13 protein-coding genes are annotated in these 15,609 nt (G+C 72.9%); 5 read left to right on the forward strand and 8 right to left on the reverse strand.

Annotation, left to right across the window (positions count from 1 at the left end; all coding sequences use genetic code 11):
- Positions 1-30 precede the first annotated feature (30 nt).
- Genes ACFV9J_RS16985 through ACFV9J_RS16995 form a run of 3 tightly spaced genes read right to left on the reverse strand, consistent with a single transcriptional unit; the run spans position 31 to position 3,466 of the window.
- A complete protein-coding gene (locus ACFV9J_RS16985) occupies positions 31-810 on the reverse strand; it encodes an amino acid ABC transporter ATP-binding protein (RefSeq protein WP_385354865.1) in 780 nt (259 codons plus the stop codon).
- Positions 807-2,612 (reverse strand): FAD/NAD(P)-binding protein, encoded by a 1,806-nt coding sequence (locus tag ACFV9J_RS16990; RefSeq protein ID WP_385354867.1) that lies wholly within the window; start codon positions 2,610-2,612, stop codon positions 807-809. The genes ACFV9J_RS16985 and ACFV9J_RS16990 overlap by 4 nt, the downstream gene beginning before the upstream one ends.
- Positions 2,609-3,466 carry an amino acid ABC transporter permease gene (locus ACFV9J_RS16995; RefSeq protein WP_385354869.1) on the reverse strand — a complete coding sequence of 286 codons (858 nt, stop codon included), beginning with the start codon at positions 3,464-3,466 and terminating at the stop codon, positions 2,609-2,611. The genes ACFV9J_RS16990 and ACFV9J_RS16995 overlap by 4 nt, the downstream gene beginning before the upstream one ends.
- A gap of 399 nt (positions 3,467-3,865) precedes the next feature.
- On the opposite strand from ACFV9J_RS16995, the gene ACFV9J_RS17000 reads away from it, so the two are divergent.
- Entirely contained in the window at positions 3,866-4,765 is a 900-nt protein-coding gene (locus ACFV9J_RS17000; protein ID WP_385354871.1) for an ABC transporter substrate-binding protein, read from the forward strand.
- Positions 4,766-4,820: 55 nt separating this feature from the next.
- Here ACFV9J_RS17000 and ACFV9J_RS17005 read toward each other — a convergent pair whose 3' ends face one another.
- On the reverse strand, positions 4,821-6,017 hold the full coding sequence (locus tag ACFV9J_RS17005; protein WP_385354873.1) for a DUF5685 family protein: 1,197 nt from the start codon (positions 6,015-6,017) through the stop codon (positions 4,821-4,823).
- Between the two features lie 289 nt (positions 6,018-6,306).
- Here ACFV9J_RS17005 and ACFV9J_RS17010 point away from each other — a divergent pair, with 289 nt between their 5' ends.
- Positions 6,307-6,747 carry a cell division protein SepF gene (locus ACFV9J_RS17010; protein ID WP_385354875.1) on the forward strand — a complete coding sequence of 147 codons (441 nt, stop codon included), beginning with the start codon at positions 6,307-6,309 and terminating at the stop codon, positions 6,745-6,747.
- A 41-nt stretch (positions 6,748-6,788) separates the two neighbouring features.
- Here ACFV9J_RS17010 and ACFV9J_RS17015 read toward each other — a convergent pair whose 3' ends face one another.
- Complete coding sequence (locus ACFV9J_RS17015) at positions 6,789-7,982, reverse strand: acyl-CoA dehydrogenase family protein (protein ID WP_385354877.1); 1,194 nt, start codon at positions 7,980-7,982, stop codon at positions 6,789-6,791.
- A 603-nt stretch (positions 7,983-8,585) separates the two neighbouring features.
- A complete protein-coding gene (locus tag ACFV9J_RS17020) occupies positions 8,586-10,190 on the reverse strand; it encodes an MFS transporter (RefSeq protein WP_385354879.1) in 1,605 nt (534 codons plus the stop codon).
- A gap of 259 nt (positions 10,191-10,449) precedes the next feature.
- On the opposite strand from ACFV9J_RS17020, the gene ACFV9J_RS17025 reads away from it, so the two are divergent.
- A complete protein-coding gene (locus tag ACFV9J_RS17025; protein ID WP_385354881.1) occupies positions 10,450-11,649 on the forward strand; it encodes a mannosyltransferase family protein in 1,200 nt (399 codons plus the stop codon).
- A 254-nt stretch (positions 11,650-11,903) separates the two neighbouring features.
- Positions 11,904-12,926: a phosphatase PAP2 family protein gene (locus tag ACFV9J_RS17030; RefSeq protein ID WP_385354883.1), complete on the forward strand. Its 1,023-nt coding sequence runs from the start codon at positions 11,904-11,906 to the stop codon at positions 12,924-12,926.
- Between the two features lie 24 nt (positions 12,927-12,950).
- Here ACFV9J_RS17030 and ACFV9J_RS17035 read toward each other — a convergent pair whose 3' ends face one another.
- Both ACFV9J_RS17035 and ACFV9J_RS17040 read right to left on the reverse strand, forming a co-directional pair.
- The gene (locus tag ACFV9J_RS17035; RefSeq protein WP_003977071.1) at positions 12,951-13,166 is read right to left on the reverse strand and encodes an I78 family peptidase inhibitor; all 216 of its coding nucleotides are present in this window, start codon (positions 13,164-13,166) and stop codon (positions 12,951-12,953) included.
- A gap of 344 nt (positions 13,167-13,510) precedes the next feature.
- Positions 13,511-14,365, reverse strand: a complete 855-nt coding sequence (locus ACFV9J_RS17040; protein ID WP_385354886.1) for a hypothetical protein — start codon at positions 14,363-14,365, stop codon at positions 13,511-13,513.
- A gap of 409 nt (positions 14,366-14,774) precedes the next feature.
- On the opposite strand from ACFV9J_RS17040, the gene ACFV9J_RS17045 reads away from it, so the two are divergent.
- Positions 14,775-15,572, forward strand: coding sequence for a hypothetical protein (locus ACFV9J_RS17045; RefSeq protein ID WP_385354888.1), 798 nt, complete (start codon positions 14,775-14,777; stop codon positions 15,570-15,572).
- Positions 15,573-15,609: the final 37 nt, after the last annotated feature.

The raw sequence follows: 15,609 nt of genomic DNA on the forward strand, positions 1-15,609 counted from the left end.
CCCTTTCTGTCCGTGCCGACAGCCCTGTCGTCACAGGACCTTGGAGAGGAAGGCCCGCGTGCGCTCGTGCCGCGGGCGGTCCAGTACGTCGCCGGGCGGGCCCTGTTCGACGATGCGTCCGTCGTCCATGAAGACCACCGTGTCGGCGGCCTCGCGGGCGAAGCCGATCTCGTGGGTGACGACGATCATGGTGGTGCCCTGGCGGGCCAGGCCCTTGATGACGTCGAGCACCTCGCCGACCAGTTCGGGGTCGAGTGCGGACGTCGGCTCGTCGAACAGGAGCAGCCTCGGCTCCAGGGCGAGCGCCCGCGCGATGGCCACTCGCTGCTGCTGTCCGCCGGAGAGCTGCCGCGGGAAGGCCTCGGCCCTGTCCGCGAGCCCCACCCGCTCCAGGAGCCGCCGGGCCGCCTCGACGGCCTCGTGGCGCGGGCGTTTCAGCGCGGAGACCGGGGCCTCGGTGATGTTCTCCAGCACGGTCAGGTGCGGGAAGAGGTGGAAGTTCTGGAAGACGAAACCGATCCGCGTGCGCTGTCTCAGGACCTCGCGCTCGGGCAGCTCGCGCAGCCGGTCGCCGCTTCGCCGGTAGCCGATGAGGTCGCCGTCCACGCTGATCACGCCCCGGTCCACCTTCTCCAGGTGGTTGACGGTGCGCAGCAGCGTCGACTTGCCGGAGCCGGAGGGGCCGAGGACCACGGTCACCTCGCCGGTGCGCACGGTGAGGTCGATGCCCCTGAGCACCTGAAGCGGGCCGAAGCTCTTGTGCACGGATCTGATGTCGACCATGACGTCCGGGTCACCGGTGATACTCATCGCGCGGACTCCTCGATCAGGGGACGGTGCGGTGCCGCGGGGCCCTCGGGCGTCCGCAGGAAGGTCAGTACGGCCCGCGCGGTGGCATCGTTCTGCCGGAAGGCCACGCCGCCGGTGCGGGGCCGGGTGAACGCGCCCGAGCCGCGCGCGTCGGTGTGCGGGCCGAGCGCGAACCGGCGGGGATGCGGTCGCCCGTCCCGGTCCAGCACGCGTCCGTCGGTGCGGTCCACGGTCAGCAGTCCGTCCGGGGTCGCACCGGCGCCGTCGGCGTACAGCGCCCGCAGCAGCGGATCGCGGGCGCGTTCGACGGTGGGGTGCGGCAGCCGCGCCTCGACCAGCGCCCGGGCTTCGACGGCGGCGCCCGGCACGGTGGCGCTCGTCGCCCGGAACACTCCGTCCTGGACGGTGACCGTCGTCCCGGCGCCCAGGAAGCGGACGACGCCGGCCCGGGACAGGGCGAGCAGTTGCCGCAGCCGCGGCCCGGGCGGACCCGAGGCGAGGAGGCTGAAGAAGCCGTGCCACCGGCCGCCGACGTCGCCGAGCCGGACGAGCTGTCCGTACACGGAGAGCAGGGCGAGGAAGACCGCGAGGTCCGGGCTGTGCGCCGGGTCGTGCCGGCGGCGCAGGTCGGCCTCGACGTACTGGCGCAGCCCCGCCTGGAGCTCCGCGTCCGAGCCGTATCGCACGGCGTGCAGGGGGCGGTCGAGGGCGGCGAGGTCGAGCCGGTCGGCGGGGTCGGGCACCGCGGCGGCGACGAGGGCCGCCCGCTCGTCCCGGCCGGCGGCGGCGTACCGCGTCTCGAAGCCGGCCCGGTCGGTGCGCACCCGTTCCGGATGGGCCGTGAAGAGGCGGTGGTAGTGGGCGAAGCCCAGTTCCTTCTCGACCAGCGGCCACACGTCGCGCCGGAAGTCGAAGCCGTCCGGCCGGGCGAGCAGCGCCTCGGTCTCGGCGGGCCCGAAGAACCTCGGCAGCGGCGGCCGGTCCCCGGTCCAGTCGTAGCCGATCTTCGCGTGGTACGGCACCCCGCGCCGCGAGCCGGCGTACAGCACCGGTTCGCGTCCGGAGGGCAGGTAGGTGTCCCCGTCGTACCGTCCGCCCCTGCCCTCGGTGAGCAGCACCATCAGGTCCACGAAGGCCAGCCCGAGTCCGCGCACGAGGACCGGCTCGCCGGGGCGCAGCACGGACAGGTCGCTGTCGGCGGTGAAGTCCGGCGGGAGGTGGACCAGGCCGTGCGCACGGGCGTACGCCGACAGCTCCCGCTGCTCACGGTCGGGGTCGGCGTCGAGGTGGCCGAGGGTGAGGACGACCAGGTCGGCGGAGAGCGGGGTGCCGCGGCCCTCCAGCCACACCCGCTGGCGTTCCTCGCGCGCACCCTCCACCCGTACGGCGCGGCGCGCGTGGTGGTGCACGACGGTGTCCGGGGGCAGCCCCGCCACGGCGCGCCGGTACACCCAGCGCAGATACGTGCCCTGGGTCCGCCGGTCGGCGAAGGTGCGGCCGTTGAGGGCCGCCCATTCGTGCAGGGTCGGCCCCGGCCGCACGGGACCGGCCATCTCGACCGTGTCGTCGGTGAACATGGTGACGTCCTGGGCGTGCGAGTTCATCCACAGCAGCGGCGACTGCCGGGTGCGCCAGACGCGTCCGGCGCCCGGCGGGTGCGGGTCCACGAGGTGGATGTCGAGGCCGCGGCCGTCGTACAGCCCGGGTGCGTTGGCGGCGATGCGCTCCAGCAGTCCGGTGCCGCGCGGTCCGGCGCCGACCACGACCAGCGAGGCGCGGGGGCCCGGCGCGGGGCGGGTCATCGGGAGCGCTCCGTGCCGCGGGCGTAGTGCTTCTCGACGTAGTACTGGCCGATGCCGAGCAGCGAGGTGACGACGGTGTACCAGACGGTGGCCACCATCAGCAGCGGGATGACCTGGTAGGTGCGGTGGTAGACGAGCTGCACCGAGTAGAGCAGGTCCTGTACGGCGATGACGCTGACGATGGAGGTGCCCTTGAGGGTGCCGATCAGCATGTTCCCGGCCGGTGGCACGATGGAGCGCATGGCCTGCGGCAGGACGATCCGCCGCCACCGCCGCGCCCGGCTCAGGCCGAGCGCCTGCGCGGCCTCGACCTGGCCGCGGTCCACGGAGAGGATGCCGCCGCGCACCACCTCGGCGGCGTACGCGGCCTCGTGGAGCGTCAGGCCGATGATCGCCACGGTGACCGGGCCGAGCAGGTCGACCGTCTTCACGCCGAGGACCTGGGGGTACAGGGCGCCGATGTTGAACCACAGCAACAGCTGCACCAGGATCGGTATCGACCGGAAGAGCCACACGTAGCCCCGGCTCACGGCGCGCAGGACGGGGTTGGCGGAGAGCCGGAACGCGGCGAGCAGGGTGCCCAGCGCGAAGCCGAGGACCATGACGACGGCGGTGAGCCAGAGGGTGAGCCACAGGCCGCGCAGGACGGCGTCGGAGGTGAACCGGTCCGCGACGACGTCCCACTGGAACGCGTCGTTGCGCAGCACGGAGTTGACGGCGAGAGCGAGGAGGACGAGGACGATCGCGGCGGCCGTCCACTGGCCGGGGTGGCGTTGCGGGACGATCCGCGGGAGGTCCGTCCCGTCCGGGGTGTCCGGTGGGGCGGCGGACTTGGCGAGGGTGTCGGAGGACATGCGAAGGCTCCGTGACATCGAGTCAGTCGGACACGGTGGGTGGTGCCTTCACACGGTCGAGCCCCTCAGCACGGCCGTCCGCCGAGAGTACGGGGCTGTTTCCGTCCACTGTCAAGGCTGTCCACACTGTGAGCCGCACGTCTCGGTTCGTTGACGCGGAAGCGGATGCCTGTTCCACTTGGCCCATGCATCCACAGCAGTGGCTGGTCACGCGCTCCCACATCGACTTCGGTCGAGTGTGGTCCTGTTCCTGTTGAGCCGACCCCCCTGCCTGCCCTGATCAGCTGATCCCGTCGGGGCCCTCCCTGGTTCGACCTGCCGTCGACCCGCCTTCACACGCGCACGCACACCCCTCCCCTCGCGCCGCCCCATGCCTTCGCTCTCAGGAGACCACTGACGATGCGTACGCCCACGCGTGCCCGGAAACGACTCTTCCTCCCTTTCGCCCTGATCACCTCGGCCGCCCTGCTGCTCACGGCGTGCGGCTCCGGTGATCCCGCCGCGGACGTCGCGGGCGCGGCGGCCGGCTCCGACGCGGTCCCCACCACGGACGTCGTCTCCGGGGTCCGGCGGAACGCGGACGCGGTGCGGCTGCTGCCGCCGGGCACCACCTACCTGTCCGACGGCAAGACGCTGACCGGCCAGGACGTCGACTTCGCGCACGCGGTCGCCCAGGCGCTCGACATCGGCCTCACCACCGAGCAGGCCTCCTTCGAGGCGATCCTGCCGGCCCTGGACAGCGGCAAGTACGACATCGGCGCCGCGAACTTCGGGGTGACCGAGGAACGGCGCGGGACCATCGACTTCGTCACGTACATCAACGACGGCCAGGGCTTCGCCGCCCGCGAGGACAGCGAGTTGTCCGAGGTCACCGACCTGAGGCAGCTGTGCGGGCGGAAGGTGGCGACCGGCGCGGGCACCACCTTCGAGGCGACGCTGGAGGAGAGCCGGCACCTGTGCGCGGACGCGGGCGACAAGACGTACACGGTGCAGACGTACAGCGAGCCCGGCGCGTTGTGGTCCTCGCTCCAGCAGGGGCGCAGCGATGTCGTGATGTCGACCGTCAACGGCCTGCGCTACGCCGTCGCCCACCAGCAGGGCCTGAAGTTCCTCAACGAGTTCCACCGCCTGGACGTCGGCTTCGCGCTCAAGAAGGGCTCCGGCCTGGCGCCCGCCCTCCGGGCCGCGGTGAACGGGCTGATCACCGACGGGACGTACGCCCGCATCCTGAAGAAGTGGGGCACGACCGAGTCGGCGATAGCGGAGTCCGAGATCTCACCGCCGGAGCTGACGGACTGAGGGACTGAGGGACTGACGGGCTGACGGGCTGACGGGCTGACGGGCTGACGGTGCCTCAGCAGCTGCAACCGCAGTCGCACCCGTCGCAGCCGCAGGCGCACCCGTCGTCGCCGCAGCAGTTGCTGCAGCAGTCGCAGCAGTCGCAGCAGTTGCCGCAGTCGCACTGGGAGCAGAGCCCTTCCCTGCGCTGCCCGCTCCAGGGGTCGTTGAAGGTGCCGCAGCACATCTGGCACGTGCAGGCCAGCCCGAGCCACACGGCACAGCCGGCGAGCAGCCCGCGCCGGTCGCGGCGCGGCGGCTCCGGGGGCGTCGGCCCGCCGGGGCCGCCGGGAGCACCCGGGGTGCCCGGCGCGCCGGGAGGGGCGTACGGATGGCTGCCGTGGGCGCACGAGACGGTGCCGAACGCGCGGTCCACGGAACTGCCCAGCTCGTGCGCGAGCAGCCGGTGCACCAGCCGCCGGTCGGTGAACTCGGCCTCCCGCAGGGCCAGCCGCACCCCGTGCACGGCGTCGTCGGCGAGCCGCCGGGCCTCGGTGAGCGGCGTCCCGGTGGCGGTGAGCGGGTTCCAGGCGCCGGACGCGGCGTCGGCCTCCCGGTCCTCCACGGCGTCCAGGAGGTGGGCGAGCCGGCCGAAGAGCCGCCCGGCCTCGGCGAGCGGCACGGCGTTGTGCGGCCGTCCGGCGAGGTGCGCGGTGTGCGCGAAGGCGGCGGCGGTCGCGGTCTCGGTCGGCTCGGTGACGGTGAGCAGGGGCGTGCCGGGCCCCGCGAGCGCCTCGATGCCGCCCTGCCGGTCCACGGCGTCGACCAGTACGGCGGTGTCGAAGCCGACGGCGCTGCCGCCGCGCGCCCCGGCCGCGTCCCAGCCGGTGGCGATCCGGCGGGCGGCGAGCGCCACCGGACGGCGGGCCAGCAGGCCGTCCCGGTCGGCGACGTGGTCGCGCACCTTGGCCGAGGCCAGCACCAGGGAGACGGCCGCCGCGAGCCGGGCCCCCTCGCCGTGCGCGACGGAGGCGGTGCGCATCCCGCGCAGCGGGCAGGGCCCTGCGGTGCGCCGCCCGGCGCCCGCACCGCCGCGCTCGGCCTGAGCCTCCGTCAAAACCGATATGAGCAGCCCGTCATAGTTCGTCACGATCCGCGCGAACTGTCCGTGGTCCTTGCGCAGCGCGAGGCACAACCCGCACAAATGAGCCATCCACTGGCTCGTGAGGCTCTCTCCGAGCCGGTGCCTGCACGGCCTGACGATTCCGAACACGACGCTCCCCCGTGGTTGGTACGACGCTGAGCTGCGGCATCGTACCGACCGCCGCCATCACCCGTACGCACCCGTCCTCACCCGTGTGCCGCGAAGAATCATATTTCACTCACAGTCAGCAGCCGTTTGGGAAACGACCCTTGGGACACAAGGACTCTCGACGTATCCGCTGTGCACCAGTACCGTCACAAACCCCCCGCGCGGCGTCTATCCACTTGGCGCGACGTCCGCATCATGGATGACCATAGGGATGCGGAAGCACGAAAGACAGCTGTGAGAGGAGGCGTCCATGGGATCGGTACGCAAGGCGAGTGCGTGGCTCGGCCTCGTCGACGACAACAACGATGACGAGCGTTACTACGACGACGACTACTCCGAGGGCACCGAGCCCGGGGACGCCTGGGTCACGGACCCGCGGGTCAAGGTGGCCTCGGACGTGGCCGAGGAGAAGGGCCGCCGCATCGCGACGGTCACCCCGGACAGCTTCCGGGACGCACGGGCCATCGGTGAGCTGTTCCGGGACGGGGTCCCGGTCATCGTGAACCTGACGGCCATGGAGGGCACCGACGCCAAGCGCGTGGTCGACTTCGCGGCCGGGCTCATCTTCGGCCTGCGCGGTTCGATCGAGCGGGTGTCCACCCGGGTGTTCCTGCTGAGCCCGGCCGACACCCAGGTCATCAGCGGCGAGTCCGGCGCGCACCGGTCCGACGGTTTCTTCAACCAGAGCTGAGGCGGGGCCGCGGACCACGGCCCCGCCCCACCCCCGGCCGCCTACCGGAAGGCGTCGAGTCCGGTGAGCGCCTTGCCCAGCACCAACTGGTGCATCTCGACGGTGCCCTCGTAGGTGAGCACCGATTCCAGGTTCGTCGCGTGCCGCATCACGGGGTATTCGAGGGAGATCCCGTTGGCGCCGAGGATCGTACGGGCCGTACGGCAGATGTCGATGGCCTCGCGTACGTTGTTGAGCTTGCCGAAGCTGACCTGCTCGGGACGCAGGCGGCCGGCGTCCATGCGCCGCCCGAGGTGGTGGGCGAGCAGGATCCCCTTGTGCAGTTCGACCGCCATGTCGGCGAGCTTGGCCTGGGTCAGCTGGAAGCCTCCGATGGCCCGCCCGAACTGCTCCCGCGACTTCGCGTACTCCACGGCCGTCTCGAAGGAGCTGCGGGCCGCGCCCATCGAGCCCCAGACGATGCCGTAACGGGCGTGCGAGAGACAGCTGAGCGGGCCGCGCAGCCCGGTCGCCTCCGGCAGTACGGCGTCGGCGGGCAGCCGTACGTCGTCGAGCACCAGCTCGCTGGTGACGCTGGCCCGCAGGGACCACTTGTGCTTGATCTCGGGCGCGGAGAACCCGGGGCTGTCGGTCGGCACGGCGAACCCGCGCACACCCTCCTCGGTCTGCGCCCAGACCACGGCGACACCGGCCACCGAGCCGTTGGTGATCCACATCTTGCGCCCGTTGAGCACCCAGTCCCCGCCGGCGTCGCGCTTGGCGTGGGTGCGCATGTTCGCCGGGTCGGACCCGTGGTCGGGCTCGGTCAGCCCGAAGCACCCGATGACCTCACCGGCGGCCATGCGCGGCAGCCACTCCCGCTTCTGCTCCTCACTCCCGAAGCGGTGGATGGCGTACATGGCGAGGGAGCCCTGCACGGAGACCAGGGAGCGGATGCCGGAGTCGGCCGCCTCCAGCTCCAGACAGGCGAGCCCGTACTGGACGGCAGACGCACCGGCGCAGCCGTACCCCTCCAGGGACATCCCGAGCGCGCCGATGGAGCCGAGCTCTCGCGCGAGCTCCCGGATGCCGGGCAGCTCGCCGCTCTCGTACCAGTCCGCGACGTACGGCAGCACGCGGTCCGCGGCCCAGCTCCGCACGGTGTCCCGGACGGCGAGGTCCTCCGGCTCGAGCAGGTCGTCGATGCCGAGGGGGTCGGCGGGGTCGAACGCGGGCAACTTCGGGGACGCGGCCATGGGGACACCCTCCGGGACTCTTAAAACTAGCGCCGCTAGTCACGGCTGTCGCTGCCGACGTTACGATGCGGCGCTCCGCACGTCCACCATGCCCGTCTCCCACCCACGCACCACCCGTTCACCGCCGGGAACAAGGCGAACGTCGCCCGCGGGGGTGCCCCGCCGTCGGCGGCTTGCGGTGGGGGCGGGGCGGGTGGCGACCCACGATGAGAAGAGCGGCGCCGGCCCGTCGTGGCGGGGACCCAACTCGAGGCAGGCGTTCCGGCAGTTCTCGACGCCCTACGCGCGACCCCGCGACGCCGCAGCCCTGAAACCGAGCCCACCCACGACGACCAACGCTCCCCGCCCAGCAATACCCCAAACACTGAGACCAAACCCACGACAACCAGCAGCCACCAACACTCCCCGACCAGCGATGCCCCAGCCCTGAGACCAAACCCACGACGGCCGACGGCCCGCCGACGCTCCCCGACCAGCGATACCCCAGCGCTGAGACCGAACCCACGACGGCCGGCGGCCGCCGGCGCTCCTTGGCCACCCACGGGAGACGTCCACCCCGCTCCCGGCGGTGAACGGGTGGTGCGTGGGTGGGAGACCGTGGGGTCACACCGAGACGCGGGACTGGGACTCCACGGCCCCCCGAGGCGCCGGCACCGAGACCTCCTCGCACTGCATCACCCGCGGCAACCGCAACGCCATCACCGCCCCCAGCAACAACAACCCCGCACTCACCACCAACGTCACATGCAGCCCGTGCACGAACGCATCCCCCGCCGCCCGCCGCAACGCACCCCCCGCAGGCCCCCCGAGCTGCGCAGCAACCTCGTACGCCTCCCCCAGCGAATGCCCAGCCGCCACCGACGCCGGCGCCGGCACCCCCGGGACACCCCCCGTCAGCCCGGGCGCGTACGCCGCGTTCATCACACTGCCCAGCAGGGCGATGCCGATCCCGGCGCCCAGTTGGTAAGAGGTCTCCCCGATCGCCGCCGCGCCCCCCGACTGCTCCTGCGGCGCCTCGCTCAGCATCGACTCGTACGCCCCGAACAGCGTCGTCTCCAGACCGAAGCCGAGCAGCACGAACCCGGTCAGCAGCAGCGCGCAGTTGTCGGCCCGGCCCATCGCCGTCAGCAGCACCACCGCGAAGGCCGTCAGGCAGAACCCCGCGCACACCATCCGCCGCGGCCCGAAACGCCGCAGCAGCCGCGCACCCGCGAGCCCCGCCGCCATCGCCGCGAAGGTCAGCGGCAGCAGCCGCAGCCCGGTCTCCAGCGGGGACAGCCCGAGCACCAGCTGCAGGTACTGCGCGGCGATCAGCTCGAGCCCCACCAGCGCCAGCATGGCCAGCACGATGCACCCCACCGACGTACTGAACGCCGGCCGCCGGAACATCGCGAGATCGACCAGCGGATACGCACGCCGCCGCTGCCGCCGCACGAAGCCCGCCAGCAGCGCCGCGCCCAGCACCAGCGGCAGCACGGTGAGCAGGCTCGCCACCGGCTCCCCGCCGCCCAGCCGCTTCACGCCCAGGACGACCCCGAACAGGCCGCCCGCCGCCATCAGCGCGCCGACCACGTCCCAGGGCCCGCGGCCGTCGCCCTTCGACTCGGGCAGCAGCAGCCGCCCCACCGGCAGGCTGACCAGCATCAGCGGGATGTTGACGAGGAAGACCGAGCCCCACCAGAAGTGTTCGAGGAGGAAGCCGCCGAGCAGCGGACCGACCGCCGCGCCGACCGCGGCCACGGCGCTCCAGATGCCGATGGCCAGCGCCCGCTCCCGCCGGTCGGGGAAGACCTGCCGCAGGATCGACAGCGTCGCCGGCATGATCATGGCGCCGCCGACGCCGAGCAGCGCGCGGGCCGCGATCAGCACCTGGGCGGTGTCGGCGAGGGCCGCGAGCGCGGAGGCGACGCCGAAGAGGGCGTAGCCGAGCAGCAGGACCCGTCTGCGGCCCACCCGGTCGCCCAGCGTGCCGAAGAGGATCAGCAGCGAGGCGCAGACGAGCGGGTAGACGTCGACGATCCAGAGCAGCTCGATCGCGCCGGGCCGGAGGTCCTCGGTGACGGCGGGGACCGCCACGTGCAGCACGGTCGCGTCCACGGCGACGAGCAGCAGGCTGACGCAGAGGACGACCAGGACCACCCAGCGGTTGGCACCGGCCCCGGCCGCCCGACGGCGTGGCGTGGCGGCAGCCGTGGTCGTCCCGGACATGTACGTACCTCCAAGATGTTCCCTCGCGTCCGGCGGGCCGCGGGGTGGGGACTCCCCGGCGGCTCGGCCGGAGAGGAGCGGGGGGCTCCGGGCCGTGCAACGGAACGCGAGTGACTCGCCAGAGTACGCGAGACCGGGCACCGCACACGTGTCGGGTCTCACACATCCCGCGTCACCCGTGTGGCATGCGCCACTGCGGTCACCGTGCCGCCCGCCCCGGCGGGACGCCCGCCCCCGCGGCCGACGGATAATCGGGCCCGTGACCGATCTTGAAACGCGCGGCGCGGCCCGCCGGGGCGCCCCGGGTCCGTCCTGTGCCCTGCGCCGGGCCGCCCCGGCGCTCCTCGGCTACGCGGCCGTGCGCGCGCTGGGCCTGCTCGCCCTGGCCCTGTGGAGTGCCGCGCGCGACAAGAGCGCGTACACGCTGCTGACGGCCCGCTGGGACTCCCTCTGGTACACGAGGGTCGCCGAGCTGGGGTACGGCTACGAGGTGCGGCTGCCCAATGGCGACGTGCACTCCAACCTGGCGTTCTTCCCGCTGCTGCCCTGGCTGGAGCGGCTCGGCGCGGCGGTGACGCCCCTGTCGTACGCCGACGCCGGGTTCGTCGTCTCCCTGCTCGCCTCGCTCGCCGCGGCCTGGGGGATCTTCGCGGTGGCGGAGCACGTCCACGACCGCCGCGTCGGCGTGTGCGCGGTGCTGCTGTGGGCCGTGCTGCCGGTCGGTGTCGTGCAGTCGATGGCCTACAGCGAGTCCCTGTTCACGGCGCTGGCCGCCTGGTCGCTGTACGCGGTGCTGACCGGGCGCTGGGTGACGGCCGGGACACTGGCCGCGCTGGCCGGCCTGACCCGCCCGGTGGGGCTCGCCGTGACGGCGGCGGTGTGGGCGGCCGCGATCACCGCGTTCGCGCGAAGCCGGAGCGAGGGCGGCAAGGGGGGCGCGGGCGACGGGGGCGGCGCTCCGGGCGCGCGGTGCGTGCTCGGCATGCTGCTCGCGCCCCTGGGCGCGGCAGGTTACGTCCTGTGGGTCGGCCACCGCACCGGCAAGGGTCCGCTCGGCTATCTCGACGTGCAGGCCGGCTGGCGCAACGGTTTCGACGGCGGCGCGGCCTTCGCCCGGTTCGTCGCCGCCAAGTTCACGTCGTTCCCGGCGGCCCTGGCGGGCGTCGGGCTGATCGTCGGGGTCGCGCTCCTGGTCTGGCTGTACGTGGTGTGCGTACGGCAGCGCCAGCCGCTCCCGCTGCTGGTCTACGCGGGGCTCGTCACCGTGCTCGCCCTGTGCGCGTCGAGCTACTTCGGTTCGAAGCCCCGGCTGCTGCTGCCCACGTTCCCGCTGCTGTTCCCCCTGGCCGTGGGCCTGGCCCGGCTGCGCACCACCAGGTCGGCGCCGGTGGTGTGCGGTGTCGCGGTGGCGGCGGCGGTGTACGGGGCGTTCTGGCTGAACGGCTCCGGCCCGCCCTGACCGGCCCGCCCGGCCCGGCCAGCGGGTACGCCCGGTGACCGCCGGGACAATTCCGCACCAGCATTCGGTGAACGAATTCATAAGCACGATAAACCGCCGGCCGGACAGATCAAAGGAATTGAAGTCCACGGCCGGACGGGATTGCGGATTACCCGGAAATAGGGCACCGCCTGAGAGGAATCCCACATCACATCGTCATCACAAACCCGTTGATTCGGCCGGGATCACTCCTCACTCGCTGTAACGTCGATTGGGTGCGTACCGAACGGAAGCCCACCCGTCTGGACCGGGTGTTCGCGAGACTGGACCGGGAGCCGGAACGACCGGCGCTCCTGGATGTGCCGGAGATGTCCCGGCACAGGATCGCGCTGTTCGCCGGGACCCTCGCGTTCTACATCGCGATCGTGTGGGCCGTAGTGATCACCTCGTGGCTGGTCCGGCTCGACTGGCAGGTCATGTTCTTCCGGCCCTACCAGCAGTGGCCGGAGATCCACGCGTTCGTCGACTACTACGTGGTGCTCGGCCAGCGCGGCCCCACCGCGGTGATGGTCGCGGCCTGGCTCGGCTGGCGCTCCTGGCGGCAGCACACCCTGCGTCCGCTGCTGGCGCTGGGCGTCTCCCTGCTCCTGCTGAACGTCACGGTCGGCGCCGCCAAGTACGGCATGGGGCGACTGGGACCGCACTACGCGACCACGATCGGCGCCAACGAGATGTGGCTCGGCGGCGATATATTTCCGAGCGGTCACACCGCGAACGCCGTCGTCACCTGGGGCATCCTCGCCTACCTGGCCTCGACGCACCGGACCCGGCGCTGGCTGTCCGCGGTCTCCGCGGTCACCTCGCTCGGGGTGGGCATGTCCACCGTCTACCTCGGCACGCACTGGCTCAGCGACGTGCTCCTGGGCTGGGTGGCGGGCCTGCTGATCCTGCTGGCGCTTCCCTGGTTCGAGCCGCTGATCACCCGCGCGGAGGCGTGGATCCTCGGACTGCGCGACCGCTGGTACGCCCGTCGCGACCGCCGGAGCACCACGAAGCGGCCGCTCGGCCCGCCCGTACCCGTCACCCCGCCCGGCTCCGGCAGCCGGCCCGGGGCACCGGCCCGCGAGCCGGTCGCCGCGCCCCGCACCGCCCGGGCTCCGGCACACCTGGCGCCGGGCCCGCACACGGCCCGCTCGGACCGTACGCCGGTGACCCCGGCCGGCAGCCGCCGCCCGCCGCACACCGACCGGCACACACGCAACACAACCCCCACCGCACGGCCCCTGTCGGGCGGCTGACCGGCCCCAGGGCCGCCCTGGGTCCTAGCCCTTCCAGGCCCGGGACACCCGGCCGTCCTTCACCTCGAAGTTGAGACGGCCCACCCGGTACTCCATCGTGATGACCGTGCCCGGCGCCAGGGATCGCACCGTCGACCAGCCCCGCTCCCGCGCCAGCCGTTCGGCCGCGTCGGAATCGAGGCCGACGTAGGTGTCCGGACTGTCCTGGGGCTCGGCGGGAGGTGTCGGAATCGGTGCCATGCCGCCACGCTATGCCCTGCCCCCGGAGCGGGGAAGCCCAGGCCGGTAACACGGGCCACGGACGTACCTACGGTCACATTTCTGTCACAAGATCATGAGGCGCGTTTTACTGGAACCCGTTCACACGGACGGATGTTTTTACCTGCGTTCCACAAGCGGTCGAGAGCTATTTCTGCGTCCCGCGGCAGCCGCTCGGACAAAGCGCGGCGGGCGCCGGCGCAAAAGACTTCGGGGCACCCTCGCCGGGGCCCCGCATTCCGTACCCGGACACTTCCGAACACACACGTACGCCCTTGCGGAACGGCCCGCGGATCGCTTACACGAATCGAACATCGGACACCCGGTCAGGCGTCGGCGTCCAGCGGGCTGACGGTGAGCGACAGGTCGTTGTCCCGGGTGTAGCAGGGCCCGGCCTCCACGGGACCCCGGGGCGTCCGCACGCGTGCGCGGGGAAAGGTGACCGGGTTCTTGTCCGCGACGTCGTCCAGCAGCCGCGCGAGGCGCACCACCGGACCGGCGGCTCCGGCGGGGCGCAGCCACAGGTCCCAGACGCCGGGCGCCAGGCCCTCGTAGGGCACGGTGAAGGCGAACTCCGTCCGCTCGGACGTGACGTGCACCCGGCGTATGCCGCCGCCGTCCTCGCCGCCCGCTCCGCCGCCGGGCCGGGCGCGCAGCTCGGCGTCCGCCCCGGGCACGAGCTGGGTTCCGTACACCCGCCCGCGTACGGTCAGGCCGCCGCTCGCGAGGCGCAGCTCCACCGCCTCCGCGTGCGGCGCGCGCAGCCAGCTGCGGACCGTGAGGTTGCCCTGCCGGGTGGCGTACGGGATGCGGACGGCGACGTGCCCCAGCAGCCCGCTGGGGGTGCGCTCGGCGAGGGAGCGCAGGTCGGTGACGCCGGGCACCAGGCGCCGCGGCTCGCCGCCGGAGAGGAGGGCGTAGGCGTCCCAGCGGCCCTCGGGCAGGGACACGCTGCTGGGCAGCGCGGCGCGCAGCCGGCCCGCCGCCGCCGGGGCCAGCGGCAGGCTGACCGTCTCTCCCGCCCCGTCGGGGGCGTCGAGGGCGTCGGCGGCGCGGCGGCGCAGGACGAGCAGGGGCGCTCCGGCGTTTCCGCGCGCGGCGACGTCGAAGGTCAGACCGCCCGCGGAGTCGCCGATGCAGTCGGCGCGCAGCGGGGCGGCCGGCGGGGGCGGCGGCGTCATGCGGTGCGGATCCTCCCATGGGCTTCTCGTCGTCCGGTTAGACCCGGAACCCTGCCTTCTGGTTGTCCGTGTCCGATTGCGATGTGGTCACGACGGGGGCGGGCGCCCGCCAGCACTCCTTTTCGGTCACCCAGTTCATTCGCTGATTTCCTGATTTGTCGACTCGTGGACCGGACGGCCCGACCCGTTCCAGCAGCCCAACCCCGGTCTGTCACACCCCACTTGGGCGCGCGGCGGCGCTCGCGGCCCTCGGGCGATCGCGAGCGCCGCCTGGTTCGATTCCGTCGGCCATGGGGCGTGACTCCCGCCACTGATCCCCCGTTGTCCTTGCATGAGCCGGGGACCCGCCCGGACCACGGCCCGGGAGCCACCCGGTCCGGCCACGCACCGCATCCCGAGGGAGCCACCCGTGCCGCGCATGCTCGACGTCAGCGACGACGTACGCGCCGAGATCGGCGACGAAGAAGCCGACCGCCTGCTGGCCGGGGAGTCCGCCCCGGGCAGCTACGACTGCACGTCCTGCCGCACCCCGGGCGACTGTGAGCAGGAGCGCACCAGCACCGTCCTCTTCATCGGGGACGAGACCGCCGTGCTCGCGTTCGCCCACGCGGGCTGCCTGCCCTCGCAGGTCGTCAAGGTCACCGAAGAGCAGCTCCAGGGGGCGGTGCGGTCCATCAGCGCCGACCAGGCCCGCTCCGAGCCCGCTCCCGCGGCCCCCGAGAAGGCCTCGCCCGAGCAGGCGGTGCTCGGGGTGACCAGCGGGCTGATCCTGATCGCCGGGGAGCTGCACCCGGCCCTCGTGGTGGAGCCGACCGCTCCCATCGCGCGGCCCGGCACGTCCGGCGCCGGTGACGACTTCCTGCCGCTGCTGATCGAGCAGGGCTTCATGCCGGTCACCGAGCTGGCGTCCACGCCGGCCGTGCTGCACGGCTGGTCGGTCCTGCTCGCGATGGGCCGGCTGCACGCGGTGCTCCAGCCCGGGACGAACGGCGGCCGGCCGGTGGCCTGGTGGCAGGCGCACCAGCCGCTCCAGGTCACCGAGGGCTGGCGTACGGCGGCCAACAAGCACCAGCAGGTGCTGATGTTCGCCGCCCCCGTCGGGTCGATCGGCCGGCAGCCGCGCGAGGACCTGCTGCGGGACGCGCTGGACAAGGCGGCGGCGAACGGACAGCTGGTCGCGGCCGCGCTGCCGCTGGCCGGGACCTGAGCCCGTCCGGTCGGCTGCCGGACGGCCGTCACCTGGG

This window comes from Streptomyces sp. NPDC059906, assembly GCF_042730645.1.
Classification (GTDB): domain Bacteria; phylum Actinomycetota; class Actinomycetes; order Streptomycetales; family Streptomycetaceae; genus Streptomyces; species Streptomyces rubrogriseus.

Coding starts and splice junctions, on each gene's coding strand:
- ACFV9J_RS16985 (WP_385354865.1), bottom strand. CDS start 810: ATGAGTATCACCGGTGACCCGGACGTCATGGTCGACATCAGATCCGTG.
- ACFV9J_RS16990 (WP_385354867.1), bottom strand. CDS start 2,612: ATGACCCGCCCCGCGCCGGGCCCCCGCGCCTCGCTGGTCGTGGTCGGC.
- ACFV9J_RS16995 (WP_385354869.1), bottom strand. CDS start 3,466: ATGTCCTCCGACACCCTCGCCAAGTCCGCCGCCCCACCGGACACCCCG.
- ACFV9J_RS17000 (WP_385354871.1), top strand. CDS start 3,866: ATGCGTACGCCCACGCGTGCCCGGAAACGACTCTTCCTCCCTTTCGCC.
- ACFV9J_RS17010 (WP_385354875.1), top strand. CDS start 6,307: ATGGGATCGGTACGCAAGGCGAGTGCGTGGCTCGGCCTCGTCGACGAC.
- ACFV9J_RS17015 (WP_385354877.1), bottom strand. CDS start 7,982: ATGGCCGCGTCCCCGAAGTTGCCCGCGTTCGACCCCGCCGACCCCCTC.
- ACFV9J_RS17020 (WP_385354879.1), bottom strand. CDS start 10,190: ATGTCCGGGACGACCACGGCTGCCGCCACGCCACGCCGTCGGGCGGCC.
- ACFV9J_RS17035 (WP_003977071.1), bottom strand. CDS start 13,166: ATGGCACCGATTCCGACACCTCCCGCCGAGCCCCAGGACAGTCCGGAC.
- ACFV9J_RS17040 (WP_385354886.1), bottom strand. CDS start 14,365: ATGACGCCGCCGCCCCCGCCGGCCGCCCCGCTGCGCGCCGACTGCATC.